General features: G+C 46.0%; 20 protein-coding genes and 5 tRNA genes. 10 read left to right on the forward strand and 15 right to left on the reverse strand.

Annotated features, from left to right (window positions below; all coding sequences use genetic code 11):
- Nucleotides 1–243: 243 nt before the first annotated feature.
- Nucleotides 244–1,707 carry an OmpP1/FadL family transporter gene (locus OM978_RS14030; RefSeq protein WP_264342828.1) on the forward strand — a complete coding sequence of 488 codons (1,464 nt, stop codon included), beginning with the start codon at nt 244–246 and terminating at the stop codon, nt 1,705–1,707.
- Between the two features lie 290 nt (nt 1,708–1,997).
- On the opposite strand, the gene OM978_RS14035 is transcribed toward OM978_RS14030, so the two are convergent.
- The 4 genes from OM978_RS14035 to OM978_RS14050 form a co-directional block, all read right to left on the reverse strand.
- Nucleotides 1,998–3,329, reverse strand: coding sequence for a DUF4397 domain-containing protein (locus tag OM978_RS14035; RefSeq protein WP_264342830.1), 1,332 nt, complete (start codon nt 3,327–3,329; stop codon nt 1,998–2,000).
- A 205-nt stretch (nt 3,330–3,534) separates the two neighbouring features.
- Nucleotides 3,535–4,494 (reverse strand): DUF4097 family beta strand repeat-containing protein, encoded by a 960-nt coding sequence (locus OM978_RS14040; protein WP_264342832.1) that lies wholly within the window; start codon nt 4,492–4,494, stop codon nt 3,535–3,537.
- A gap of 11 nt (nt 4,495–4,505) precedes the next feature.
- Complete coding sequence (locus OM978_RS14045; protein ID WP_264342834.1) at nt 4,506–5,024, reverse strand: hypothetical protein; 519 nt, start codon at nt 5,022–5,024, stop codon at nt 4,506–4,508.
- Entirely contained in the window at nt 5,014–5,565 is a 552-nt protein-coding gene (locus OM978_RS14050) for an RNA polymerase sigma factor (protein ID WP_264342836.1), read from the reverse strand. Before OM978_RS14050 ends, OM978_RS14045 begins: the two co-directional genes overlap by 11 nt.
- A gap of 211 nt (nt 5,566–5,776) precedes the next feature.
- Between OM978_RS14050 and OM978_RS14055 the strand changes: the two genes are divergently transcribed.
- The 5 genes from OM978_RS14055 (at nt 5,777) to OM978_RS14075 (ending at nt 11,692) form a co-directional block, all read left to right on the forward strand.
- Nucleotides 5,777–7,522, forward strand: coding sequence for an esterase/lipase family protein (locus OM978_RS14055; RefSeq protein ID WP_264342837.1), 1,746 nt, complete (start codon nt 5,777–5,779; stop codon nt 7,520–7,522).
- 38 nt (nt 7,523–7,560) lie between these two features.
- Nucleotides 7,561–8,865, forward strand: coding sequence for a molecular chaperone (yegD, locus tag OM978_RS14060; protein WP_264342839.1), 1,305 nt, complete (start codon nt 7,561–7,563; stop codon nt 8,863–8,865).
- A gap of 165 nt (nt 8,866–9,030) precedes the next feature.
- A complete protein-coding gene (locus OM978_RS14065) occupies nt 9,031–10,494 on the forward strand; it encodes a DEAD/DEAH box helicase (protein WP_264342840.1) in 1,464 nt (487 codons plus the stop codon).
- A 29-nt stretch (nt 10,495–10,523) separates the two neighbouring features.
- Nucleotides 10,524–11,210, forward strand: a complete 687-nt coding sequence (locus OM978_RS14070) for a pseudouridine synthase (protein ID WP_264342842.1) — start codon at nt 10,524–10,526, stop codon at nt 11,208–11,210.
- Nucleotides 11,211–11,278: 68 nt separating this feature from the next.
- The gene (locus OM978_RS14075) at nt 11,279–11,692 is read left to right on the forward strand and encodes a hypothetical protein (RefSeq protein WP_264342843.1); all 414 of its coding nucleotides are present in this window, start codon (nt 11,279–11,281) and stop codon (nt 11,690–11,692) included.
- Between the two features lie 16 nt (nt 11,693–11,708).
- Here the strand turns inward: OM978_RS14075 and OM978_RS14080 are convergent, their stop codons facing one another.
- The gene (locus OM978_RS14080; protein ID WP_264342844.1) at nt 11,709–12,896 is read right to left on the reverse strand and encodes an MFS transporter; all 1,188 of its coding nucleotides are present in this window, start codon (nt 12,894–12,896) and stop codon (nt 11,709–11,711) included.
- 176 nt (nt 12,897–13,072) lie between these two features.
- On the opposite strand from OM978_RS14080, the gene OM978_RS14085 reads away from it, so the two are divergent.
- Nucleotides 13,073–14,944: a DUF885 domain-containing protein gene (locus OM978_RS14085; protein WP_264342845.1), complete on the forward strand. Its 1,872-nt coding sequence runs from the start codon at nt 13,073–13,075 to the stop codon at nt 14,942–14,944.
- A 56-nt stretch (nt 14,945–15,000) separates the two neighbouring features.
- Here OM978_RS14085 and OM978_RS14090 read toward each other — a convergent pair whose 3' ends face one another.
- Nucleotides 15,001–16,314 (reverse strand): hemolysin family protein, encoded by a 1,314-nt coding sequence (locus OM978_RS14090; protein ID WP_264342847.1) that lies wholly within the window; start codon nt 16,312–16,314, stop codon nt 15,001–15,003.
- 150 nt (nt 16,315–16,464) lie between these two features.
- Between OM978_RS14090 and OM978_RS14095 the strand changes: the two genes are divergently transcribed.
- The 3 genes from OM978_RS14095 to OM978_RS14105 all read left to right on the forward strand — a co-directional run bounded on the left by OM978_RS14095 (nt 16,465) and on the right by OM978_RS14105 (nt 18,401).
- Nucleotides 16,465–17,250, forward strand: a complete 786-nt coding sequence (locus OM978_RS14095; protein WP_264342849.1) for a CLCA_X family protein — start codon at nt 16,465–16,467, stop codon at nt 17,248–17,250.
- Between the two features lie 92 nt (nt 17,251–17,342).
- On the forward strand, nt 17,343–17,600 hold the full coding sequence (locus OM978_RS14100; RefSeq protein ID WP_264342850.1) for a hypothetical protein: 258 nt from the start codon (nt 17,343–17,345) through the stop codon (nt 17,598–17,600).
- 105 nt (nt 17,601–17,705) lie between these two features.
- A complete protein-coding gene (locus tag OM978_RS14105; RefSeq protein WP_264342851.1) occupies nt 17,706–18,401 on the forward strand; it encodes a 2OG-Fe(II) oxygenase in 696 nt (231 codons plus the stop codon).
- Nucleotides 18,402–18,787: 386 nt separating this feature from the next.
- Here OM978_RS14105 and OM978_RS14110 read toward each other — a convergent pair.
- From OM978_RS14110 to tolB, 9 genes are all read right to left on the reverse strand, one after another.
- A tRNA-Ser gene (locus OM978_RS14110) sits at nt 18,788–18,877 on the reverse strand.
- Nucleotides 18,878–18,982: 105 nt separating this feature from the next.
- Nucleotides 18,983–20,041, reverse strand: a complete 1,059-nt coding sequence (gene nadA / locus OM978_RS14115; protein ID WP_233009499.1) for a quinolinate synthase NadA — start codon at nt 20,039–20,041, stop codon at nt 18,983–18,985.
- A gap of 78 nt (nt 20,042–20,119) precedes the next feature.
- Nucleotides 20,120–20,195, reverse strand: a tRNA-Lys gene (locus OM978_RS14120).
- 21 nt (nt 20,196–20,216) lie between these two features.
- Nucleotides 20,217–20,292, reverse strand: a tRNA-Lys gene (locus OM978_RS14125).
- Between the two features lie 17 nt (nt 20,293–20,309).
- Nucleotides 20,310–20,385: transfer RNA gene (locus OM978_RS14130), tRNA-Lys, on the reverse strand.
- Nucleotides 20,386–20,412: 27 nt separating this feature from the next.
- A tRNA-Lys gene (locus OM978_RS14135) sits at nt 20,413–20,488 on the reverse strand.
- Nucleotides 20,489–20,813: 325 nt separating this feature from the next.
- Entirely contained in the window at nt 20,814–21,674 is an 861-nt protein-coding gene (gene ybgF, locus OM978_RS14140) for a tol-pal system protein YbgF (protein ID WP_264342852.1), read from the reverse strand.
- Nucleotides 21,675–21,695: 21 nt separating this feature from the next.
- The gene (gene pal, locus OM978_RS14145) at nt 21,696–22,202 is read right to left on the reverse strand and encodes a peptidoglycan-associated lipoprotein Pal (protein ID WP_046520642.1); all 507 of its coding nucleotides are present in this window, start codon (nt 22,200–22,202) and stop codon (nt 21,696–21,698) included.
- 42 nt (nt 22,203–22,244) lie between these two features.
- On the reverse strand, nt 22,245–23,594 hold the full coding sequence (gene tolB / locus OM978_RS14150; RefSeq protein ID WP_264342854.1) for a Tol-Pal system beta propeller repeat protein TolB: 1,350 nt from the start codon (nt 23,592–23,594) through the stop codon (nt 22,245–22,247).
- Nucleotides 23,595–23,598 lie beyond the last annotated feature (4 nt).

The following is a 23,598-nucleotide window of genomic DNA, read 5'->3' on the forward strand; positions in this document are numbered from 1 at the left end:
GTTGCAATGGGATTGCATCCCTTGTGCCATTTCGAAAATAAAAAACAAATCCATTTTGAAACAACAACTTAAAACAAAAAATACAAAAATCAGCTTGAGTTCATTTTAGGCGTTTAGCTAATTCCACCACTTTTTAGTCAAAGCAAGATCCGACCAGTAGCAAAATTTGCCAGACTTAGAGCATGTACTCTAAGGCCCTACCCTCCTATAATGCCGCGAAATTTATTACAGGGTACAAAAACAATGTTACGAAAAGCTTCATTACCATTAGCAATCAGCCTTGCTTTGGTCAGTCAGTCTGCTTTCGCTGAAGGCTATAAATTATTTGAACAATCAGTCAGTGCAGCTGGCAATGCCTACGCAGGTCGTGGTGCTCAAATCACAGACGCCTCTCTGGTCTATTCCAACCCTGCAGCCTTAACAAAACTTAAAGGCGCTCAATTTTCCGGTGGTGTAAACCTGATCCATGCCACAACCCGTTACAATGATGCATCGGCGCAAAGTGCCAATGGTATGCCTGTTTCAGGCCGTGATTCAGGCAAACTGACCTTGTCTGAATTGGTGCCTTTTGCTTTTTACAGCGACCACTTCACCGACAACTTAAGCTGGGGTATAGGTGTCTACGCTCCTTTTGGTTTGTCATCCGACTATCAAAACGATTGGGTTGGCCGTTATTTTGCGGATGAAACGTCAATTAAAGTGGTTGCTATGCAACCAACTGTGGCTTACAAACTAAGCCAGGACTGGTCTTTTGGCCTCGGCTTAAACGTCAATTACGCTGAAGGCACCTTGTCCAAATACAAAGACCATTCTGGTTTATGTGAACTGGGCACCAACATCAATAGCTTATATGGCGCTAATGTCTATAACGCAGCCTACTGTGACAGCCATTATGAAGTGAATGGTGATGATGTAGCCGCGGGTTACAACGTCGGTATTCATGGCGATTTAGGTTCAACCAAGCTGGCATTGGTCTACCACTCAGAAGTGAAATACACGTTAAAAGGTGATTCTGAAATCACCAATACACCTATCACAGGCGCAAACGTGGCAGGCAATCCAAACTTTATTGTGGTGGGTCCTAACTTACCTGCAATCAGCTTAGCGACAGGCAAATTGGCTTCGAACAGCTACCTGTCAGAGCAAAGTAAACTGAATTTAACCACACCTGCTAACCTGGCTTTTAGTGTCGATCAACAACTGACCAATGTTTTATCTGTGCAAGCCAGCGTGAACTGGACTGGCTGGAGCAGCTTTGAGTCTATTGATATTATCAGCGACGATGACACTCCAAGCATTTCATTAAGCACTCAGATGCCGCAGAACCTGAATAAAGCTGGTTACATTGGCTATATCCCAGAGCACTGGCAGGATACCTGGTCTTTCTCCGTTGGCACTACAGTGCAATACAACGACGAGCTGACGTTAAAAACCGGTCTGGCGTACGATGAAAATCCAATCAGTGGCAACCATAAAACAGCACGGGTACCAACCGCAGACCGCATCTGGTGGACCTGGGGTGCGAACTGGGCCCTGACTGCAGAACAAAGCATTGATTTTGCTTATGGTTACATGTGGATGAATAAAGTCAGCATCGATGAGCATGAATACAACGCCAATGGCGATCGTATCTATAACTCAGGTGTACAGGCCACCTACCGTAACAAAGCACAAATCCTGGCTGTACAATGGAACTATAAGTTCTAACCAGGAAGTTCTAACCAGCAAGCTCTAATCAGGCCTAGCTCCGGTTGCCCAAAACCATCCTTTAGAGGGTGGTTTTTTTTACCTGAGATATAATCAATACTCATCGTTTTTATATCGTGGTCAACACGACCATCAGGCTCACACTCATCCATTGCTATAGCTAAAAAATGGGAGCCCATTCAAAACTGAAGCGGATAATGATACCCCACGAGCGCGTTGCGAACTGCGCACATAAAAAAACGGCCACTTCCTGTGGCCGTTTTTTACTTTACAACTTCACTACCAGTGAATTATTTAACCAGAGTGATTTTAAAACCACTTGGCGCAACAGTAGATGGTTCTGCTGCCAAAATGTAGTTTTCACCCGCTTCCAGCTGCAGCGTGTCTGTTTTATCTAACAGGCTGATGGTGCCGTTTTCAGCCACATGCACCAGAGAAATAGAGTAGAAATCTTTTGGTAATACCAAAGTGGCGTACTTCTTAAAGTCCAGCGCTTTCACATGAAACTTAGCACTTTCAATAGTTTCGTTTTGACGAACAAAATAGAAATGCAAGTTTTTGAAATCAGGCACCAGGTTGGCCACATTGATCTCGTGTTCGTGAATTTGTGGCAGATTTTTTTCAGTAAAGCTGACTAAACCTACTTTTTGCTCCGCGTCGCGGAACAACAGTACTGACTTACTTTGGCCTGCGTTGATGGTCAACAGCACGTTGTTTAACAACAACTCGTTGTTTTGATCTAACACAGCAATGCTGTAATCGTTTTTGTCTAACTGAATATAATCCGTCAGAGTATCCTCAACTAAATCACTGACAGGTAAGTTGTTAATGGCAATCTGACCTTGTTGGTTATCCAGACTGTTGTAGATACGTACCTGACCTTTAGCCAGACGGTGCTCTAAAGCGTCTACCGTGGTAGAGTTACCAATGATATCCAGAGAGACCTGATTCACCATAGGACCTAACTTGTCACGCACAACCATCACATAGCTTGTGGTGTACTGGAAATTAAAGGCTGCAGCTTCAAAAAATGGGGTTTTGCTGCCTGCAGTAGTGATAAATAGTTTGTATTTGCCGCGCTTCAGCATTTTACCTGTAGTAGTAATTTCTTTAGCAGAAACCGACTCTAACAAAGTAGCTTTGCTGAAATCATCGGTTTCGGCAGCAGTGTAAATATCAACTTTATCGTAGTTTGAGGATAAGTTAGCCACAAATACTCGGAACTCATCATCAAACTTTTCTTCACGCTTGTGGGTTAACGTCAGAATGCTTGGATTCGCTGCGTCACCTGCCATAAGCAATAGAGTTTTATCGCCTTTATTCAGCGTTACATCTGCTTCTTTAATCAGTGCTGCGCTGGTTGCATTTTTAATCTGGTATTTGTAACTGCCTGGTTCAACACTTAACATGTTAGATGCATCGCCAAAAATAGCGGCGCCTGCAACCTGATCATTTACTGTAAAAGAACTGTTGGCACTATTAGCAGCACCGTTGTAGAACTGCACGTACCCTTGGTTAAAACCTTCTTCTGCGTTATCGTCAGAGCTGCTACCGCAGGCTGCTATGGCGATCAACGAAAACAAAGGCAAAGCGAGACGGCTAGCACGCTGTATTATGTTCATTAAGCTATCCTGTAACTTGGTTGTTAGTTGGCCAAGAGATTATGTATAGCCCCATGAAAAACCTAGCGTTTTTACCAACTCCAACAGTTAATAACAAGTCTTAACAAATCGCGCATAACTGAACACTAAATGGCTATTGCAAAGTTATGTAAAGATGGTGTGATAAAGATAGGCAGCAGGAACAAGACCTACTGCCGTTGTGGGTTTAGTTTGTCTCCAGCTTTAACCCACCGCTGACAGTATTCATCTGAATACTGCCTTCACCCTGACCTGTGCTGAATTCCAGACTGCGGCGTGGGCCATATTTAGCTTTTTCAGCTTTGTGACTGGTCAACTCATTTCTGATAGAACCGCCAGCATTAGCCACCAGATTAAACTTAGCGTTAATGTCCTTCTCCAGTTTCAGTTTGGCATTACCACTCACAGTACTGGCCTCAACTCTTGGCGTAGTGCTGCCTTTGAGTTCTGCATCTAAAGAGCCATTCACCGAACTCATGCTGAGCTGCTGTACATTGGTTAATGCCAAATCAGCTTCACCATTGACCACAGAGACTGAAACTTCAGAAGCCGAAGACTTAGTTTCAATGCTGCCATTGACAGCATCAATGCTCAGTCGACCTTGTGAGCCACTGTCTTCTATTTCGCCATTGACAGTATTCAGGCTGATACGACCGTTATTGTTCACACTGGTAATTTCACCATTGACGGTTTCCAGCTGAATAAATTTCTCCAGCTTTTCACCATACACAGAACCATTCACAGTGCTGATTTTGCTACTGCCCTGAACTCCTGTGACGCGGATATTGGCATTTACGCCCTGAAACTCAACTTCAGCGCCTTTCGGTACTTCAATTTTTAAACGGGAGCCTTCCTTTTCCTGCTCATCCCAATCGCCGTAGTTACGCATACTGGGCATCTTCACTTTGAAGCTGGTAAAGCCATTTTTGGACTCAAGCGCATAGCCATCGGCTTTTTCATCTAAAGTTCCGGAGACTTTAAAAAGACTGGCTGAAGTTGCGACTATCTCCACTTCACCACGCATGCTTTCAATATAAATTTTTTCGTTATTGGCCACTTTCAAATTTTCATTTACAGATTCAGCTGCCCATAAAGGCTGGCTGAATACAGATAAGGCCAGACCTAAAATCAGTTGTTGTTTCATCATGTTACTCCAGATTAAACCAGGCCCGACTGGACCACTTTTTGTAAATAATTCTGCTGTTGGCTATACAATTGACGTAATTGTTTTAGCAACACTGCTTCATTTGGATTGTATTTCAAAGCCAGTTGTACTTGCCCTATCGCCTGCTGCCACTGAGCCAGTTGTTGTTGCCAGTCAGCATACACAGGATCAATAGCCTTCATGCTGGCCAGTTGTTCTGCTTTAGCCTGTTCAAAGCTGTACACTATGGCAGTTTCGGCATCCACCAGTTGCGGGTTAAATACAACAGTTTGCACTGGTGTAGCCGGTTGCCAAAATAAAGTGACAGCCAATAACACCGATGCAGCGCTCGCTACATAAGCACTGGCAAAAGGCACTGACAACCATCTGCTGGTTTTGAACTGCACCACTTCAGCAGTAACACTTTGGCGGTCAGTTAAACGCAGTTCCAATTCTGGCCATAAATCGCGGGACGGCTTTAATTCGTTGGAAAGTCCGGCGATTAAGGCATCTAATTCATGTTCAGTTTTCATCTAACCACTCCCGTAATAACTGCCGTGCTCTGTGATACTGCGATTTCGAACTGCCTTCAGCTATACCTAGCAGCTCTGCAATTTCCTGATGTTGATAGCCTTCTAAAGCAAACAACACAAACACGGCTCTTGCCTGGTGAGGCAAGCGTAAAATCAACTGCTCTAATTCCCGGCTCTGACCTAATTCCTCTCCTGCGATTTCAGGCATCTCTTCTGTCGCCAGTCTCAGCAACTTATCCTGACGCCATAAGTCTATGGCAGTTCGGGTTGCAATGCTGTGCAGCCAGGTGCTGAAACTGCTGTCACCACGAAACAAGGTTAATTGCTGCCAGACTTTTACAAAGACTTCCTGACAGGCATCTTCTGCTTTACTGCGATCAGCCAGCAAACGTACGCACACCGCATAAACCCGGCCAGAATGCTGTTGATACAATTGCCTGAACGCAGCACGATCGCCTTGTTGTGACAAAGACACCAGATCATCCATGGGGCGCACGCATTGTTCTGGCGGGCTTTGTGCCGGAAAGTCAGACCTTAACATTCCATTCCTGTTGTTTTATTGCTGTTGTTATCTGGTTAGTCGCACGTACAGCTGCAAAAGGTTTAAATGCGAAAATAAATATTTTCAAACCCAGAATAATAATGTCCCATACTATAGCTGAGTGACTGATTTTTAATATAAATTTTGTTTGGTGTCCGATAGAAAAATCTGACAGACTGAAGCTATATTTAGTGTTCAACAGGAGCTACAGGTGCAAGCACGGCTTAAAACTATCAGCTTGTTTTTGCTCTGCCTGTTTCTGCTTGCCGGCTGCACCAGCCCACATTTTTTAAAACTACTACCCTCAACAAAAAGAGCACTGGAGGCCAACCAGCTTTTTGCTTACCAATATGCTCGTATGCAGCAGTTGGACGCTTCAGAGTTAAGCTTGTATTGCCCGGATTTACTGAACTTACCGGACGAAACAGCCAATAAAAGTTTACTGCAACTCAGCTGTGCCCAGTTTTGGCTCTCATCATCCCAGTTAACAGGCACACAGCAGCAGCAAGCCACTACCTTATACAATCAAAGCCTGACCAGCTTTTTGCAACTGATGTTACCCAAACAAAAATACCGTCACCCTGCGCTTCGTATCGTGCTGGAGCCTCCGTTGGATGAAACCGGCTTACCCTTTGAAGACTTTGTACTGGCTAGTGATTTTCAGGCCATAAAAAGCCATCACAAAAAAATAAAAGGCACAGGGTTAGGGGTCAGTCTGGTAGCTGCACGGGAAAATACCGGCAAAGGCTGGGATAAAAACTACCCGCCAGAAGGTATTTTCCGCTCTGTGACAGTCAGCCTTAAGGAGCTGAAGTTTAATAAAGACCTGCAAATTCAACTGACATTGCAAGGGTATATGATGCAGGGAGCAACAGAGTTGAAGTTTGCCTCGGCGTCTTATCCGCTGCTGTACGATGCAGCCAGCAGTTACTTATGGTTGATGCAACAAGCCAAGCTGGCCGATTTAGAATTACCCGGATTATTTAATGCTGAACTGGCTGACAATAAATTAGGCATTTACAGCATAACGCCGCTGCAAAAAAACAAACAACCTCTGCTGATGATCCATGGCTTAAACTCCAGCCCTTTGATTGGCTATGAATTAACAATGGCTGTGCTGCAGGATGAAGAGCTCAAACAACGTTATCAAATTTGGCATGCCTTTTATCCATCTGGCCCTCCGCCTTTTTATAATTCGATGCGTATCCGTAAAAAACTGGATGAATTACATGGCGTGCTCAAAGCCGAAGGAGGCACAAAGGAGCTGGATCAGATGCTGGTGGTTGGTCATAGTATGGGCGGTATTATCAGTAAAACTCTGATCCAAAATACAGATTATGTATTGTGGGACCTCAGTTTTACGGAGCGGCCTGAACAGATAGGTTATGCGCAAAAAGAACTGGATAAAATTCAGGATATTTTTATCTTTAAGGCCAGACCTTATATCGACAAAGTGGTGTTTATGGACACGCCACATGGCGGTTCAGAGTATTCTGAATCCATTCTGGCCAAAATGGCCAGCTGGTTTATTAACTTACCAAAAAACTTCACGCTGATCCTGAGCAACTTTATTTTGAAACTGGGGCCGGACAAGGTCACTTTACCTATGAGGGAATACTTAAGCGGCAGCGGCCCACATTCGGTCCAGGTGTTATCGCCACGTCATCCACTATTGCAGGGTTTAAATAAGCTTGAGTATCAAAGACCCGTTTATTCTATTGTCGGCAGCGATGGAGCTTTATCCTGCAAGGACGAAAAAAGCTGCAGTCAAATCAGTGATGGCGTGGTGCCCTTTTTCAGCGCGCATCAAGCTAAAGCTGTGCAGGAAATTATTGTACCTTCACGTCATAATTCGTACCAATCCCCTCAAGCCATTGCGTTTTTACTACAAGTGTTGCGCCAACCCGCAGGCGAGGCCAAAATCCTGCCCCTTGCGCCTGACAAGCCTGACGATTAAAGCTATACTCGCCGCCCTTTTTTCTGACAGGTGATCTTATGTCTGCTCCTTATCTTGCTGTTGATTTTGGTACATCCAACTGTGCCGCTGGTTTTATGCTGGAACAACAGCCGCATTTATTAGCTTTGGAGCAGGACGGCAGCCGTTATTTAAGCTCGGCTTTGTATATCGAACGCCAGCGTGATCCGGAAGACGAAGACGCTTACTTATCAGCTAGTCTGACCCGTTTATTAGCGCAAAACAGCACTGTGCTGGTCGGTAAAGCCGCGCATGAGCGCTACAGCATGGATCCCTTAGGTGGTGTGTTTATTCGCTCGCCTAAGTCGATGCTGGGCAGCCGTTTAACGCCAGCACAAACTGAAATTTATACGCAAGTGGCTACGCTGTTGTTAGGCCGGATTAAACAAGGCGCAGAGCAAAAATTAGGACATCAGGTTGAACGTGTGCTGATTGGCCGCCCTATCCATTTTCAGGGCATAGATTTAGCGCTGGGCGATGAACGGGCTTTGGCAATTTTAAATCAGGCCGCAAGCAGAGTTGGTTTTAAAGAAGTCGATTTTGCCTATGAGCCGGTAGCAGCGGCTATTGAGTACGAAAGACATTTAACCCAGGAGCAACTGGTGCTGGTGGTTGATATTGGTGGTGGTACCAGCGATATCAGCTTAATTCGTTTAGGGCCAGAGCACAGCCAGAAGTTTGATCGCAGCAGCGATTTACTAGGCCACAGTGGTAAACGTATTGGTGGTGTGGATATGGATATCAAACTAACCATTTACGGCTTGATGAAACTCTTTGGCCGCCAGAGCCTGGCGCTGGATGGCAAACCTTTGCCTGGCGCGCTGTTCAGCGATGCAGTGAATATTATCGATATTCATGCACAGGAGCGGTTTTACGCTGAAAAAACCTACGATGAACTGCTGGATTTAAAAGATTTAGCGGCTGAACCACAACTTTTAAACCGCTTTGTGCAGGTGTATCAGCAGCATTTAAGTTATTACCTGAATCAAAAAGCTGAGCAAGCCAAAATCGGACTGACCGAACATGCCGCAGTGGATGTGTTGCTGGACCGTATTGATCAGGGTCTTTTGCAAAACCTGTCGCAACAACAGCTGATGGATGCTTTGTATCAGGAATTATCTGGCATCAGTAAGTTGATTCAGCAGTGTTTACACAGCGCAGGCGTAAAACCAGACAGTATTTTTGTTACAGGGGGCGCATCTGCTGTGCCTGGCGTACAACAAATGCTGCAGCAGTTATTGCCTGATGTGCCGGTGATCCGTGGTGATCAGTTTGGCTCTGTTGCTATGGGCTTAAGTAAACTAGCTTCTCTTCGTTTTGGTTAAGGGCGATTTGGCTCACAGGGTCACTAAATCAGCTTTAATTCCACTCAATTCACTAAACTGCACAAAAAACCAACAATAGCGCTGGTCGCACTGGCGCTTTCCCGTTACAATGCGCGGCTTTTTGCGTGGGCCAATTGGGGTTCGCGCTTTTATTTGAGAAATTTAATGTCATTTTCTGCTTTGGGTTTAAACCCTGCTTTGGTTGAGGCCGTACATCAGGCCGGTTATACCCAACCTACCCCTATTCAACAACAGGCCATTCCTGCTGTGTTACAGCGCCGTGATCTGTTGGCTGCCGCTCAAACCGGCACAGGCAAAACAGCCAGCTTTGTATTACCTATACTGCAAATTTTATCAGCACAGCCTATTCAGAAACCTCGCCCGGTGAAGGCACTGATTTTAACGCCAACCCGTGAACTGGCGGCGCAGATTGAAGAACAAATTCAAAAGTACGGTAAAGAATTAAGCCCTAAATTAAAACACCATGTGGTGTTTGGTGGCGTCAGCATTAACCCACAAATGATGGCTTTACGTGGTGGTGTGGATATTTTAACCGCCACTCCTGGCCGTTTATTGGATTTATTAAGCCAAAACGCGTTAAAGCTGGACCAGGTGCAAATGCTGGTTCTGGACGAAGCCGACCGTATGTTGGATATGGGCTTTATCCGCGATTTGAAAAAAATTCTGGCCTTGCTGCCAAAAGTACGTCAAAACCTGTTGTTTTCAGCCACGTTCAGCAATGAAATTAAAGGCTTAACTCAGGGCCTGCTGCAAAACCCGCTAATGATCCAGGTCACACCGGAAAATACGACTGTTGAAAAAATTGAACAGCAGGTATATTTGCTGGGTAAAGGCCAGAAAACTGCCGCTTTATGTCAGTTAATTACTGAAAACAAATGGCAACAGGTACTGGTATTTATGCCAACCAAACATGAAGCCAACCGTTTAAGTGAACAGCTGACCTTTGCTGGTATTCCATCTGCAGCTTTGCATGGCAATAAAAGCCAGAATGCCCGTACTAAAGCTTTGGCCGACTTTAAAGCCAACGAACTTCAGGTGTTAGTAGCGACCGACGTTGCTGCCCGTGGTATCGATATTTCCCAGCTGCCTTATGTAGTGAACTTTGCATTACCACGTTCACCAGCAGATTACGTGCATCGTATAGGTCGTACTGGTCGTGCCGGTAAATCTGGTTTAGCCGTGTCTTTTGTCGCACCTGATGAAGTACCACAGTTAAGACAAGTTGAGCGTTTGATTGGTATTAAACTGCCAAGCCAGAGCATGAATCCGGATCCGTTACCGGATGCTGTGACTGCTATTGCGAAAGCACCACGGCCGCCTCGTCCTGTGCGTAAGCCACAAGGTGAAAGCGCGAACAGCAATAAACCACGAGCCAATGGCGGACAAAAACCAGCCTCAGGTCAAAAACCTGGCCAAGGTCAGAGCCAAGGCCAAGGTCAAAAAACAGCGCAAGCGCCAAAGCCTCCACGCCGCTTTGAAGCACCAAAAACACCAGGTATTCAGACTCAGGCAGCCGGTCATATGGCCACACCTGCGGCTGAACATAACAACGGCAACGGTCAACGTCGTCGCTTTAAACCAAAGCCTAAAGCCACCACAGCGGCTTAAGTGACTTGGGTATACCAGGTAAAAGGCGGATGAAAATTCGTTTAGCCAAATACCTGGCCGACCATGGCCTTTGTTCAAGACGAGCCGCATCGAGGCTGATTGACGAAGGCCGGGTTTTGGTGAATCACCGCCCCGCCAATCATATTGATCATGTAGACGCTGACGACCTTATTCTGGTTGATGAGCAACCTTTTGCTGCTATCACTGAAAAACATTATCTGCTGTACCACAAGCCTGTCGGAATAGACTGCAACCTCAATCCTGAAAAAGCCGACAGCTTGTATCATCTGCTGCAGCAATTCCCTATGCGGCTGTTTCCGGTTGGACGACTGGATAAAGACTCCTGTGGTTTAGTGCTGCTAACCAATGACGGCGAACTGGCACAACGTTTGTTGCACCCTGATTTTTATCACGAAAAAACCTATCAGGTGACAGTGGATAAAGCCCTGACAACCCTGGCTTTAGAGCAACTGGCGTCCGGTGTTAGTTGGACAGTCGGCCCTCATAGCTATCAGTCCCGTCCTTGTCAGGTGACCCAACTTAGCTCCAATCGTTTTGAAATTGTGCTGACCCAGGGCTTAAACCGGCAAATCCGCTATATGTGCCGCACTCAAGGTTTTAAAGTGCTGCAGCTAAAACGTATTGCTCTTGCCAACTTTAGCCTCGCCAATCTGGCTGAAGGTTGTTTTCAAACCGTCAGCCTGAGCGCAGACTAAAACGGGTTATCAATATCCATTTTGTGTTGTAGAGTGAGTCTTCATAAAACTACTGAAAAGGAAACAAAATGAAGAACTTAGCACTCTGGGTCTTTACTGCTTTCTGCTGCGTTGCTTTACCCTCAATAGCCTCGGAGCCTGCATCACTGCAAGGCAGCTGGACACTCAAATCTGCGGTTTACACCAAAGCCGATGGCACTGTGATCAACTTGTCAGGCGAGGATCTGAAATCAGTGAAAGTCTTGTCCAAAAGCTATTTCAGTTTTGTCACAGTCAATAAAGACGGCAGTTTCAGTAGCGCCTTAACAGGCACTTACCAGTTGAAAGGCAATAACTATCACGAAACGCCACAAACAGGTTCAGTCGCCAGCATGCTAAATAAAACCTATGAATTTAAAGCCAAAGTTGAAGGCGATCTCTGGCATCACAGTGGTATGGAAGATGGAATGAAAATTGAGGAGGTCTGGGTAAGACTGGATTAATCTGGCACGGGCTAAATTAGCCTGACTCAGCCTTTGCGCTACGTTTTAACCAAAGGCTGAGCAACAAAGTCAGCATAAACATCAGCAAGGAGCCAGCCACTACCCCATTCCAGCCCCAATGCTGCCAGAATGGCGATAAATACAAACCACCAGAGCTAGCGCCCAGATAATAAAACACCAGATACAAAGCGCTGGCACTGGCTTTGGCTTTAACCGCCTGCTGATTGACCCAACTGCTGGCCAGCGAATGACAGAGGAAAAAGCCAAAGGCACTGATAAAAAAACCAAACACAATCAACGTCAAGGCATTAAAAGCCGTCAGCACTGTGCCCAGCATCATAATGGCTATGCCCAGCGCCATACCTAAAGCAGGATGAATTCGCTGCCCCACTTTGCCGGATAAAGCAGAACCTACAGTGCCGGTTAAATAGGTAATAAATAACAAACCTATCCAACCGCTTGATAACAAATATGGGGCATCAGATAAGCGGAAAGCCACAAAAGTGTACTGATTTAAAAAGATAAAAAAGTTAAGGCCACCAATAAGATAAGTCAGCAACAAGGTTTTCTGGCGTAAATGAAACCAGTTGTCCGACATGGCTTGTTTTAGCTGAAACGGCTGCTTTTGAAAATAGCTGGATTTAGGCAGATAACGCCAGACCAGATAAGTACAGAGCGCACTACCCAGCCCCATAGGCCAGAACACCCATTGCCAGTGATTCATTTCAGCAAACCAGCCTGACAACAAACGCCCACTTATGCCGCCCAACGAATTGGCACTGATGTAATAGCCGACGGCCACCACCATGGCCGTTTTACTGAACTCTTCGCCCATATAAGCGATAGCAATAGCAGGTAGTCCACCTAAACAAAAGCCCTGCAAAGCTCGCAGCACTAAGAGTGAGTGGTAGGATTCGACCTGAGTCAGCGCCAGCGTGCTCAGCGCCATACCGCCCAGACTCCAGAGCAATAAAGTACGCCGACCATAAGAATCCGACAAGGCGCCATACACCAGTAAAGACAAGCCTAGAGCCAGCGTGCCTATGGCATAACTCCAGCTGGTTTGTAGTGGTGTCAGCTGAAATTCACGGCTTAACAGCGGCAATAACGGTTGCAACATATGCAGGTTGGCAAACACAAATACAGCAGCCAGACAAAGCGCAAAACTGGCAGCGTAAAAAGCAGGAGTGTTTTTTTCAATCATAGTGTTCGTCAACAACATTGAGCCAGAGAAACGACTCCCCAAAGATGGCTAAGTATACCGCGAACAAGCCAATTTTTACTTTGTTTTACCGCAAATGCCTGTCGTACTGCTGAAATGAGCTCAGGCAAAGCGTAAGATAAGCCACACCTTACGCACTCAAACCACAAGGAAAAACTATGCGTCTCTCTTTTCTGGCTCTGACCATCAGCGGCCTGTTATTGACCGGCTGTAACGATGCCCCAAAACAAGTTGAATCAACCACAACAACCACACCAGTCGCAGCTGTTGTTCCGGCCACTCTAACTGCAGATCAACTGTATCAGCAGGCCACCCAAATACTGTTTCAGGCTCGCGCCTTAAATGCCTCAGCTTTGGGTTTATCTGAAGACGTAGTAGGCAAAGCCTTTAACACCGAACTGGAAAACTATAGCGCTGAAGCCGAAAGCCAACTTCGCAAAAATCTGACTGCTATTGCGACCCAACTTGCAGCACTTCCGGTGCCAGCAGATGCTGTTGATGCTGAAAACCAAGCTGTGATGCTAAATATTATGCAGTACTACGCGGGCAGCAAAGAGTTTCCGCAAGGTTATATCGACTCCTGGATGGGACACTCGGCTTTTGTCGTCAATCAGATCAATGGCCCCACTATCGATATGGCTGGCGCATTACAAAACTCTCATCCAATCAGCAATGAGCAGGACGCAAAAAACTACTTAAGCCGCTTGGAGAAATTTGGCGCTGCGTTAAAAGCTGTTGAACAGCGTTTTGTCTCTGACGCTGCAACTGGTTGGATAGCACCTAAAGTACTGCTGGAGAAATCACTGCCTATTTTGGATGGTTACGCCAGTGGTGAAGTGACAGAGCATGTGCTGTACAAAGATTTTGCGAAAAAACTGGATGGTCTGAAAGATTTAACTGCAGAAGCAAAACAGCAGTATCTGACCTCAGCCGCCCTTTTAGTACAAAAGCAAGTGCAGGCGGGTTATCAGCAACTCGCTGCAGCAGTGCGGGCTGAACTGCCAAAAGCCAGAATAGAGTCTGGTATTTGGGCTCAACCTGATGGTGAGAAGTTTTATGCATATTCAGTTAAACAGCTGGGTGATACCAACCTGACACCAGAGCAAATTCACCAGATAGGTTTGGATGAGGTGGCCCGTATCAGTCAGGAAATGGACAGTATCTTAAAGTCTGAGGGTTATAAAGACGGCACTGTCGGCGCTCGTATGACGGCACTGAATGGCGAAGCACGGTTTTTATATGAAGATTCAGACGCTGGCCGTCAGCAGGTGCTGGATGACCTAAATAAATACATAGCTGAAATTAATCTGCGGATGCCGGAGCTTTTTGCCACTAAACCGCCTTATCCGGTGGAAGTACGCCGTATTCCGGTAGAAATTCAGGACAGCGCTGCTGGTGGCCAATACAGCTCTCCAGCCATTGATGGCAGTAAACCTGGTATTTATTGGATTAACCTGCGCGATATTAAAGCCAATGCCAAATTTGATTTAAAAACCCTGACCTACCATGAAGCCAATCCGGGCCATCACTGGCAGGTTGCTTTGAATTTAGCTCAGGAGCATTTGCCTCTGCTGCGCCGTGTTGCGCCATACAACAGTTATGTAGAAGGCTGGGCTTTGTATTCAGAGCTGGTTGCTAAAGAAATGGGCATGTACAAAGATGACCCTTTTGGTGATTTAGGCCGACTGAAAGCCGAGTTATTCCGCTCTGTGCGCTTGGTCGTAGACACTGGCATGCATGCGAAAAAATGGACCCGTGAACAAGCTATAGCCTATATGGCAGAAACCACTGGCACCACAGAGTCTGATGTAGTGTCTGAAATCGAACGTTATATGGCATGGCCTGGTCAGGCTTTGGGCTACAAGCTGGGTATGTTGAAGATTGTGGAATTGCGCGCTTATGCGAAAGAGCAGCTAGGCGACAACTTCGATATTAAAGCCTTTCACGATTTAGTTTTGTTAGGTGGCGCTGTGCCTATGTCGGTGCTGGATACTAAAGTGAAAAACTGGGTGGCCAGCCAGAAAGCATAAAACTAAATTGGGGCAGAAGTTAGATTCTGCCCCAAAGCTCTTCGTTTTTTAAGCCTTTAACCGCCAGCCTGCTCACCTTGCTCTGCCACTTTGACTTTAGTCACCAGTAACTGGTCAATTTTGTAACTGTCGATATCGACCACTTCAAACTTGTAACCCTGGAAGATCACAAAGTCAGTGCGCTTAGGGATTTTACGCAGCATATACATCATAAAACCGGCAATGGTTTCATAATTCTCGTCGTCCGGAAAACTGTCAATATCAAAGACTCGCATCACATCATCCAGCGGCGTTAAACCTTCCACCAGCCATGACGCTTCATCACGCTGTACTATTTGCTCTTCGTCCGAATTGACCAGCTCACCCATGACGATGCTCATCACATCTTTAAGTGTCACCATACCTACGGTTAAAGCGTATTCGTTCAGCACCACAGCAAAGTCAATGCCACTGGATTTAAAATGCGCCAGCACCTCATACAGTGACAAGGAATCAGGCACTATTAAAGGGGTATGGATCATGCCTTCTTTGAGTAAATTAATAGGCTGCTGATGCAACACCTGCATCAGAATATCGCGACTGTCGACATAACCCACCACTTTATCCAGACTGTCATCGCAGACAATAAATTTGGCGTGTGGATGTTCGGCGATTTTGTTTTTGATGCTCTCGGCTGTTTCTTTTAAATTAAAATAAATTAAGCTTTCGCGCGCCGTCATGGCGGACGTGACAGTGCGGGAGTCCATATCAAATACGTTCTCCAGCAAAGTGCGTTCCTGCTGTTGTAAGACACCAGCCTGAGCACCTTCATCCATCATGGCCACTATATCTTCAGGCGTAATTTGATCGATACGTTGCATTGGCACGTTAAAGAGTTTAAAGACCAGATTCGCCAGGCTATTAAAAAACCAGACCAGAGGTTTAAAAATAACCAGCATCAATAACACAAGGTTCACCACCGAAATGGCTACTTTTTCCGGCGACAACATCGCCAGGCGTTTTGGCATTAAATCGGCAAACAAAATAAACAAGGCGGTGACAAAAAATACCGACAAACCAAAGGCGATGCCTTCATTAGCCGGGCTTTCAAAAAATAAATTCAGCAAGCTCAGGATGTAAGGTGTAAATGCAGCTTCACCTAAAATACCCCCTAAGATAGCCACAGCATTTAAGCCAATCTGGGCTATGGTGAAAAAGCTACCGGGGTTAGACTGCAGCTGTAACACCAGGGCTGCGCGCGGTTCACCGTCTGACGCCAATTGTTTTAAGCGAATTTTGCGTGAAGCAGCTAAGGCTATTTCAGACATGGAAAAGAAGGCACTGGCACTGATCAGCAGCAACATAATCAGTAAATTTTCTAGCAGGGACATAAAATCACTCTTTGTTTCAACAGGCTTTGCATAAGCGAAAAGCCATCAGGTTTTAATGAAAATCACTATACCGCCCATCAGTATACGACTTAAACTGTGTTTTCCCAGCATAAGCGCTTAAAAAATGTTTAAATTTGAACCAGTTACCCTATGGCTGATTTAATACCCCGCATACAGCAAGCCTATTTTCGTAACGGTCCGCAGCACAGATCCGGCGCCGACGTCAGCTTTTTGGATATAGTAAAAATTTTTGGTTTCCAAAGCATTAAAATTGGCCGCTGGGTCACAGCCGCCGAACAGCAACTGGCTGCTAACCTGTTTTTTGACGCTTTATCTGACCTGATGCTGCTGTTACAGGTGCCGGAACAAGTGATTTCACTGAACCAAAGCCTAAGCCTTAATTTTGGTATAGGTGGTCAACAAGGCAGCTGTGCTTTTTATCAGCCTCAGGGGCGTTTATTGGCTCTGGCCAAAAATGCCGGCGGAGGCAGTCTGGCGCATGAGTGGTTTCACGCCTTTGATCATTATATTTGCAGCAAATTATTTACCGATGAGCTTCCTGCTTCCGCTTTTGCCAGTTCCAGTTGGCTGAATAATGCGGCAGTTTCCCCTCACCCGCTGAATCAGTATCTGGATCAAAGCTTTGCGGCGCTGTTTTTATCCGTCAGTGGCTCGGAACCGAATAACTACGTCAAAACTTCTGCCGCCTTTGATCAAAGCCATGGCATTTATTATTACGCCAAACCGGAAGAACTGGCCGCACGGGCTTTTGAACATATGCTGCAACAGCAACAGCTTAAAAACAGCTTTTTAGTCAGCGGTACCTTAAAAAGCAAAGCAGCTAAAGCGGGTTTATACCCGGACTCCGCTTTGTCTACTTTATTAGCCCAACACTGGCTCGGCTATTTTTCTTTGCTGGGCCGCGCACTGCGTTAAGTTCTGTTGTCCGTAAAAGCCATGGCACAAAAATTGAAATGCATCATGTACTCAGCAAATACTGACGGTATTTTGACCAAAGGAGCGTAACGATGAACACAACATGGCGCACAGAGCAACTACGTCGTTTGAATCAGACGATGAAAGCGATAGAGATATTGGCGGAACATCCCGATTTGGCGGTGATATACCAAGGCAAAGCCTGGGTTTACCGTGACTTACTGGAGCTATCTGTCAGAATATTCAGGCTGGCTCAACAAGAAGGTTTTGATGTGCAGGCTTTTGAAGTGTGGTTTGCTAAAGATGCGGAACTATTTGCACATTATGGTCTGGAATGGCGGGTGGGTTGAGCAGGTACTACCTTATTCATCATTCATGATTTGCTCAGTAAGCAGACTACAAAATATTGTATCATCCGGCCATTGAGATAGTATTCCCCCTAAGTGGTCATCTTTATGTGGCTGAATAAACAGCAAATTATCCCTTCAGCCCTCCGGGCTTACCGAAAGGCTTTAGTGCGATCAACACCGCATCATGTCGTAATTGATGGTTTATTTGATCCAACCAAACTCGACGAAGTTGCTGATGTTTTACAGCAAGAACAACAGTGGAAAACGCAAAAACACAGCTACTCAGCGCTCTATGTGAATAATGAGACATGGCAAGAAACGCCTGATACAGAACGTTTTGTACAGCGGGATCTTTGGCAGCGCCCTCTGCAAACTCCTGAAGACAGCAAGTCAACTACTGCGCTGGCATTTCTACAATTCTTACGTGGTGACGAATTTATGTCGTTGTTATCTAAGATTTTTGATGTGCGAATCACGGACATCAATGTAGCCGAGCCTGAAATTAACACTAACTTTTTTCGCTTAAGCGCCAGAGATTTTGTTAATCAGCATGCGGATGACTCACCGGGCCGGGAGGTCTGTATGCTGTTGTATCTCAATAAAGACTGGCAACAGGGTGATGGGGGTGAACTGATTTTTATGGGCGAAGCAGATAAACCCATTGCTATAGCGCCTGTCTACAATCGCTGCGTATTGTTTGATCCTTCATCAGAAGGTTCAGAGCATTGGGTCAAGGCTTTGGCTAGCGAAGCTGATGCTGTGTATCGTTATAACCTGACTAGTTGGTATTGGTCGGAGTGATGTGTTTGGCAAAAGTAAGGGGGCTAACCTAATCCTCAATCGAAGGTTTAAATGAAAAAGGCCCACGCTTTTGGCAGCTCTGAGGGATTGCCAGCACCATCCATGGCGCGGGCCGCGCTGAAGCGCGTCCAAATTCGCTCCGGGCGAATTTGTCGAACATAGGGTTCGAACCAAATCCTCACTCTCCGGTTTAAATGAAAAAGCCCCGATTTTGCGTGCCGAGGGATTGCCAGCACCATCCATGGTGCTGGCCCTACGGGCCGCGCTAAAGCGCGTCCAAATTCGCTCCCGGCGAATTTGTCGAACTAAGGGTCCGAACCAAATCCTCGCTCTCCGGTTTAAATGAAAAAGCCCCGAACTTTCGTCCGGGGCTTTTTCATTTAATCTGGCGGAGAGAGAGGGATTCGAACCCTCGTTAGGGGTTAACCTAAACACACTTTCCAGGCGTGCGCCTTCAGCCACTCAGCCATCTCTCCGAGGCTTGCTACAGCAAGCGCGGCTATCCTATTGAAAATCACCGCGCCGTGCAACAGTTAAATACAGAACCACTTTCTTTTGCTGAAATTTTCAGCAAAACCTTACTAAGCGTTACCTTTTACCGGCATTTGCGCTGATTTTGCGAAGTTAAGCATTCTGTCCAGCGGGATTAACGCCTGTTCGCGTAAATCAGCATCAACAAAGATCTCGTGACCTTCAGACTGCAGCAAAGCGTCCTCAATCGCCTTCAGACCGTTCATCGCCATCCAAGGGCAATGAGCGCAGCTGCGGCACGTTGCGCCGTTACCGCCCGTTGGAGCTTCAATAAAGGTCTTATCTGGCATAGCCTGTTGCATCTTGTAGAAGATGCCGCGGTCTGTAGCCACGATAAAGGTGTCGTTTGGCATGGTCTGGCTGGCTTTGATCAACTGACTGGTAGAACCTACCGCATCGGCTAAATCAACCACGTTGGCTGGAGACTCAGGGTGAACCAGCACTGCAGCGTTTGGATATTGCTTTTTCAGCTCCACCAGCGCTTTGGCTTTAAACTCATCATGCACAATACAAGCGCCCTGCCATAACAGCATGTCGGCTCCGGTTTGTTTTTGTACATAAGCGCCCAGGTGACGGTCCGGGCCCCACAGAATCTTTTTGCCTTCGCTGTCTAAGTGTTCTACGACGTCCAGGGCGATAGAGGATGTCACCACCCAATCAGCACGGGCTTTTACAGCAGCAGAGGTATTTGCGTACACAACGACAACACGGTCAGGGTGCTCGTCGCAGAACGCGCTGAACGCATCTGCAGGGCAGCCTAAGTCCAGTGAACAAGTGGCTTCAAGAGTTGGCATTAATACCGTCTTTTCCGGGTTCAGAATTTTGGCGGTTTCGCCCATAAACTTTACGCCGGCCACTATTAAGGTTTTAGCTGAATGCTTATTGCCAAAACGCGCCATCTCCAGCGAGTCTGACACACAACCACCTGTCTCTTCGGCCAAAGCCTGAATCTCAGGGTCTGTGTAATAGTGCGCAACCAATACAGCATCACGTTGCTGTAATAAAAGCTTGATACGTTCTTTGTAGGCAGCTTTTTGATCCGCATTTAACGGCAAAGGTTTTTTCGGGAATACAAAGTCAAGTTCGTTGAAGTGCAGTGCTTGATCCATAACGGCCACCCGGTTTTGAAAAGTGCGGCATTATACACAAAAACTTTAGCAGGAAACACAAGGAAGGTAACGATTGCATGGTGGGTCATGATGGATTTGAACCATCGACCAACGGATTAAAAGTCCGCTGCTCTACCAGCTGAGCTAATGACCCATGCAAGGAGAATCGAGAAAGTGGTGGGTCATGATGGATTTGAACCATCGACCAACGGATTAAAAGTCCGCTGCTCTACCAGCTGAGCTAATGACCCAAACAGGGGTATCGAAGTGGTGGGTCATGATGAATTCGAATCATCGACCAACGGATTAAAAGTCCGCTGCTCTACCAGCTGAGCTAATGACCCATTTCGATACCAAAGTTTGCGCGGGAGTGGTGGGTCATGATGAATTCGAATCATCGACCAACGGATTAAAAGTCCGCTGCTCTACCAGCTGAGCTAATGACCCCTGCCGCGGACGCATATCTTACTTATTTAAATTTCCAGTGCAACCAAAAATTACCAGAAAGGCCATTTTCTTTGTTCAACTGCTTAAAATGCCAGCACAAAACGAAAGGCAGCGGCGAAAATAAAAACAACAGTGTTATTTCTGTACAGCAAAAGAGTCTTTATTCGATAACCGCAGCAACGGCCAGTTTCCCTGAGTTGCTCTGATCCCAGCTTACTTTTTTCAAAGTCCGCAAACTTCTAGCGACTTTTTCAACCTGACTTATACGCCATACATAAAAAAACCCCGGTATATACCAGGGCTTTTATTCAGCACAACAAGTCGCTTACAGAGTCTCTAACTTGGCCTTTGCTGCTTTTGCAGGCTTAGACTGAGGGTATTTGCTGACTAAGAGTTGATAAAACTGCTTGGCTGCAGCTGTATCGCCTTCTCTTTCTGCCAGTTGACCCAGTTTAGATAAAGAATCAGCAGCTTTTGCTGACTGCGGATACTGAGCAACAACACGTTCAAACTGAGCTTTGGCTTTCAACAGTTCGTTTTTGGTAAAAAACAACTGGCCTAACCAATAGTAAGAGTTTGGTGCGTAGCTGGAATCCGGGTAAGTACGGACAAAATTTTCAAATGCAGGGATAGCTGCATCGTAGGCGCGATCTTTCAGCACCAAATTCACCGCACTTTCATAAGCATCACTTTCCGACGGGCTGGAAGAGGCTTCAGCGCCACCTGCATCTGTGGTTTCAGCAGTTACAGGTTCAGCATTCACCACAGCAGCAGGATTGCCTATAGGCGCCTGTTCAGCTGATGTTGTTGGTGTGCTTGTTGGTTGTGTCGGAGTGGTTGGAGTTGCACCTGAACTGGCGCCTGCGCCCATTCTCCGGTCAATTTCCTGATAAATATTGCGTTGTTGCTGCAATATTTCTTCTAATTTGTAGGAATGCATTTCAGTGATGCCACGCAATTCAGACACTTCGTCTAATAATGCGGACACTTGCTGCTGCATAGCAACCTGAGCATTGGCTCTGGCCTCAACAATACGTTCCAGTGCAGCTATACGGTCAGCCGTGGAGGCGTATTTTGGAGTCTGGATAGCGCCACCGCCAGCGCGGGACAGATCGGCTACAGGAGCCGGATCTGCCCACGAGGCAATGCTGATAACAGAAAGCGCAGTAACTAAAGATTTTTTCACTGCTTTGCTTCGTATCAGTTATTAGTAAACTAAAACAGCGCGACGGTTTTTAGAGAAAGCGCTTTCGTCGTTACCTTCAACAGCTGGTTTCTCTTCGCCGTAGCTAACTACTGACATTTGGCCAGCAGCAACGCCCAGGTTAGCTAAGTACTGAGTCACAGCTTGACCGCGACGTTCGCCTAACGCGATGTTGTACTCTGGAGTACCACGAGCATCAGTGTGACCTTCAACAGTTACAGTGATGTTAGTGCGAGCGCGTAAGAAAGCAGCGTGAGCTTCCAGAACAGAAGCGAATTCTGAACGGATTGCTGACTGGTCGAAGTCGAAGTAAATAGTGTTGTCTTGACGCAGAGCTTCTAATTGCTGACGCAGCAATTCTTCAGCTGACAGGCCTTGTTCAACCACTTGGTTAGTGTTTGCACCAGTGTTTGCATCAGTAGCAGCTACTTCATCAGTTGAGCTACAAGCAGCTAAAGTTAACACTGGCACTGCAACTAACAAGCCTTTTAAAACTTTGTTTAAGTTCATAATTGTTGTCCTTAGTAAATCAATTAACCAAATTTTCGTTTTTTATAAAAATGGTGACCAAGCCGGAGATTTAACTCTGCCGTTTGCTGCCGGTAACCGTGCTTTAAAGCGCCCATCCATGGATACCAGTGCCAGTACTTGTGACGAACCGTACAAAGTACTATAAATTATCATTGAGCCATTCGGCGCAATGCTTGGTGACTCGTCCAGATAAGTGCGAGTCAACACCTGTAAATAGCGACTCTCAACATCCATGCGGGCGATATTATACTGGCCATTTGTTCTGTTGACCATAACAATACCACTTCCATCTGGTGTATAAGAGGCAGCTAAATTCATTTCTCCCTCAAATGTTACCCTTTCAGTAACACCTGAAGCTACATTTACGCTATAAATTTGTGGATTACCACCACGTTCTGAACTGAAAATCAGTTTAGAACCATCTGGCGACCAGGACGGCTCGGTATCGATTCGTCTGTGGTTCGTCAATTTAGTTAGCGCTTTTGTTGCAATGTCCATTACATAAACTTCAGCATTGCCATCTTTTGACAACACCATGGCCATTTTCCGACCATCCGGCGACCACTTAGGTGCGCCGTTAATACCTTTGAAACTGGTTAATATACTGCGACGGCCAGTATAAATATCTTGAATGTAAATTTGCGACTGACGTTTCTCGAAAGTTACATAAGCTAATTTAGTACCATCTGGTGACCAGGCCGGAGACATTAAAGGCTCTTTTGCTCTTAATAATACCTGCTCATTTTCACCGTCGTAATCAGCTACAACTAATTGATATTTAAAGTCTGCTTTGTCACGTACTAAGACATAGGCTATTTTAGTTAAAAAAGCACCACGTTCACCAGTTAATTTTTCATAGACGATGTCACTGATGCGATGAGCATATTGTCTGAACTGGTCGCCACTGATGGTCGTTTCACGTGCATCCAGAATATGACTCAGACCTGTGGTCAGTTGGCCACCAATAATGGCAGAAGACGAACCGCCGCCTGAGGCACCTTTAAATACGTCAACCAATTCAAAACGCACAGCGTATCTGTTCACGCCTACTTCACGGATAGTACCGGTAACAACAGCTTCAACACCTTGTTTCATCCAGCGCTGATAATCAATTTCTTTGCTGTTGGTTGGTTGCTGTGGCATACGGGTTGCTGCAATAGGGTTAAATTTACCGCTACGCATCAAATCCGCTGACACAATATCAGCAATACGTTGATTTGGCAGCGTATTGCCTTCAAATTTAAATGGCACTATAGCGACAGGGCGGGCACTGTCTACACCATCTGTGATGACAATCTCTAAACTGGCATACGATTTTGCACTTAGCACCAGGGCGAATGCCACCAGGCTTTTTCCTATCAACTTCAGCATATTG

The sequence above is a fragment of the Rheinheimera sp. MM224 genome (assembly GCF_947090785.1).
Lineage (GTDB): Bacteria > Pseudomonadota > Gammaproteobacteria > Enterobacterales > Alteromonadaceae > Pararheinheimera.

Coding starts and splice junctions, on each gene's coding strand:
- OM978_RS14030 (WP_264342828.1), top strand. CDS start 244: ATGTTACGAAAAGCTTCATTACCATTAGCAATCAGCCTTGCTTTGGTC.
- OM978_RS14035 (WP_264342830.1), bottom strand. CDS start 3,329: ATGAACATAATACAGCGTGCTAGCCGTCTCGCTTTGCCTTTGTTTTCG.
- OM978_RS14040 (WP_264342832.1), bottom strand. CDS start 4,494: ATGATGAAACAACAACTGATTTTAGGTCTGGCCTTATCTGTATTCAGC.
- OM978_RS14045 (WP_264342834.1), bottom strand. CDS start 5,024: ATGAAAACTGAACATGAATTAGATGCCTTAATCGCCGGACTTTCCAAC.
- OM978_RS14050 (WP_264342836.1), bottom strand. CDS start 5,565: ATGTTAAGGTCTGACTTTCCGGCACAAAGCCCGCCAGAACAATGCGTG.
- yegD (WP_264342839.1), top strand. CDS start 7,561: ATGTCTGCTCCTTATCTTGCTGTTGATTTTGGTACATCCAACTGTGCC.
- OM978_RS14065 (WP_264342840.1), top strand. CDS start 9,031: ATGTCATTTTCTGCTTTGGGTTTAAACCCTGCTTTGGTTGAGGCCGTA.
- OM978_RS14070 (WP_264342842.1), top strand. CDS start 10,524: ATGAAAATTCGTTTAGCCAAATACCTGGCCGACCATGGCCTTTGTTCA.
- OM978_RS14075 (WP_264342843.1), top strand. CDS start 11,279: ATGAAGAACTTAGCACTCTGGGTCTTTACTGCTTTCTGCTGCGTTGCT.
- OM978_RS14080 (WP_264342844.1), bottom strand. CDS start 12,896: ATGATTGAAAAAAACACTCCTGCTTTTTACGCTGCCAGTTTTGCGCTT.
- OM978_RS14085 (WP_264342845.1), top strand. CDS start 13,073: ATGCGTCTCTCTTTTCTGGCTCTGACCATCAGCGGCCTGTTATTGACC.
- OM978_RS14090 (WP_264342847.1), bottom strand. CDS start 16,314: ATGTCCCTGCTAGAAAATTTACTGATTATGTTGCTGCTGATCAGTGCC.
- OM978_RS14095 (WP_264342849.1), top strand. CDS start 16,465: ATGGCTGATTTAATACCCCGCATACAGCAAGCCTATTTTCGTAACGGT.
- OM978_RS14100 (WP_264342850.1), top strand. CDS start 17,343: ATGAACACAACATGGCGCACAGAGCAACTACGTCGTTTGAATCAGACG.
- OM978_RS14105 (WP_264342851.1), top strand. CDS start 17,706: ATGTGGCTGAATAAACAGCAAATTATCCCTTCAGCCCTCCGGGCTTAC.
- nadA (WP_233009499.1), bottom strand. CDS start 20,041: ATGGATCAAGCACTGCACTTCAACGAACTTGACTTTGTATTCCCGAAA.
- pal (WP_046520642.1), bottom strand. CDS start 22,202: ATGAACTTAAACAAAGTTTTAAAAGGCTTGTTAGTTGCAGTGCCAGTG.
- tolB (WP_264342854.1), bottom strand. CDS start 23,594: ATGCTGAAGTTGATAGGAAAAAGCCTGGTGGCATTCGCCCTGGTGCTA.